Below are 1,890 nucleotides of genomic sequence, written 5' to 3'. Positions count from 1 at the left end.
TGCAAGAACGGGAGCTGTTGAAGGGGCAGGTGCTCATTGCGTCTATCACAAACTCGTTATCTTGCCAATTATAATAGCGATCTGTCGGAGCTTGCTGCGCGATTTGCGGTTGAAATTTTTCACATGGCATTTATTAAATGGATTAAAAGCGCTGAGAAAAGCCTTGCGGAGCAGCTGCTCGCCGTTTATGAGTTGTATGAAGACTCGTTTTGTTGCGTGGATTGAACACCAAAAATTTCGCCTGGTTCGCCGTGTTTAATCTCTAACTTTCCTGCCCGTTAGCTTAATGAGATTGTATGGAAACAATGTTAGATACTTATCTTATCGGTAATCGGCTCATGTTCTTGTCCATTACGGCAATCGGTACAAGTTCTTGTCCTCGACTCGGGACAAGAACTTGTACCGATAAAACAAAAAAGCCGCTAAATTAGCGACTTTCTATGGGACTATGTTCTCGTCCCTCGACAATTTATGATAAATTAAAGCTGACCAAGATTTAATTAACTGGGCATTCTTTGTTAATCTAACCTGCCCGCTAGTTCAACAAAAGCAGACGATCATGATGGTGAACTGCTTCTCTGGGTTTTATGAAGGATAATTAATTTGTCTGTCTGGATATCGTCCCGAAATATTCCATAACTACCTCACGGAATTCGAGAGCAGCCCGCGAAATGTACCGACTCCTGTGCCATAACAAAGCTATCTCCCGTACCAATTCATGATTCTCTACTTTGAGATATTTGATATGTTCCCCAGAATACCTTGCCGTACTTGGTATAAAGGCTATGCCAATTCCCGCCTCTACTAGAGAACTTAGCCTTGCAGGTTCGTCACCCTCATACACATATGTAGGTACAAATCCAACCGATTTGCATATAGAATCCACCAGATCACGAGTACCGTAGCCTCTTTTTACACCAACAAAACATTCATCCCTTAGTTCAGTCAAAGATATGCTGTTTCGGTTAGCAAGCCGATGCCCTTTGGGAACAGCTACAAGAATCGGGTCGATGAACATGATTTGACATTCAATGTCTTCCCCTCTTATAGGAGGTGAGGACAAGCAAAAATCAACCTCTCCTCTATGAAGAAGCGTAACCATTTCCTGCGTGGTGAGCATTTGCACATGAAATTGGATATCGGGACGCTTGTTCCGAAACTCTCGAAGGATCTGAGGCAATGTGCTTGCGGTGGTCACCGCCAATTCGAGTGTGCCATGTTCTTGGCTGGAAACATCGCTAATCTCCTGCTTCCCCTGTTCCAATTCAAACAACGCCCTTTCAGCACGGCGATAGAATCTGCTTCCAAACTCATTCAATCGCAGTTTCCTCCCTATTCGATCGAATAACAGGACCCCCAAATCCTCCTCCAAGCGCCCAATCGTTTTGCTTAGTGACGATTGAGTGACATGCAGACTTCGTGCTGCTTCAGTCATATGTTCCAAACGAGCTACCTCGAGAAAATATTTCAGTTGAAGAAGTTCCATTTCACACTCTCCTTTCATTCCCTTGAGTCAATGAAATCATAACACAAAATGCGTTGGAATAAATAAATGATTTCAAGTACGATGATGACACTAACATACAGATCGGAGGGATAAAAATGAGTATTCGCAATAGGTGGTTGATGATCTCCGTTGGACTAGGGATTCTATTGAACCCATTAAATTCTTCAATGATTTCAGTTGCTATTCCAAGGCTACAAAATGTGTTCCAACTCGACTTTACAGTGGTATCCTGGATCATTTTTTCTTTCTACATTGCGAGTGCTATCGCTCAACCTATCATGGGAAAAGCCAGCGATTTATTCGGTAGGAGGAGGATATTTCTTAGCGGGCTTGTTGTATCCTTCGTTGCATCATTATTAGCTCCACTATCCCCAAACTTTGGT

General features: G+C 43.0%; 3 protein-coding genes. 2 read left to right on the top strand and 1 reads right to left on the bottom strand.

Annotation, left to right across the window (positions count from 1 at the left end):
- The coding region (locus CPT76_RS38295; RefSeq protein ID WP_219845394.1) for a hypothetical protein at nt 1–259 on the top strand (259 nt) is incomplete at its 5' end.
- A gap of 339 nt (nt 260–598) precedes the next feature.
- Here CPT76_RS38295 and CPT76_RS09640 read toward each other — a convergent pair.
- Nucleotides 599–1,486 (bottom strand): LysR family transcriptional regulator, encoded by an 888-nt coding sequence (locus CPT76_RS09640; RefSeq protein WP_105442764.1) that lies wholly within the window; start codon nt 1,484–1,486, stop codon nt 599–601.
- 116 nt (nt 1,487–1,602) lie between these two features.
- Between CPT76_RS09640 and CPT76_RS09635 the strand changes: the two genes are divergently transcribed.
- Nucleotides 1,603–1,890: MFS transporter (locus CPT76_RS09635; RefSeq protein ID WP_146116285.1), on the top strand; the 288-nt coding region annotated here is incomplete at its 3' end.

The organism is Paenibacillus sp. AR247 (assembly GCF_002968895.1).
GTDB lineage: Bacteria > Bacillota > Bacilli > Paenibacillales > Paenibacillaceae > Paenibacillus_AQ > Paenibacillus_AQ favisporus.
The sequence above is the reverse complement of the archived record's forward strand: the minus strand, read 5'-3'. Positions and strand labels throughout refer to the sequence as shown.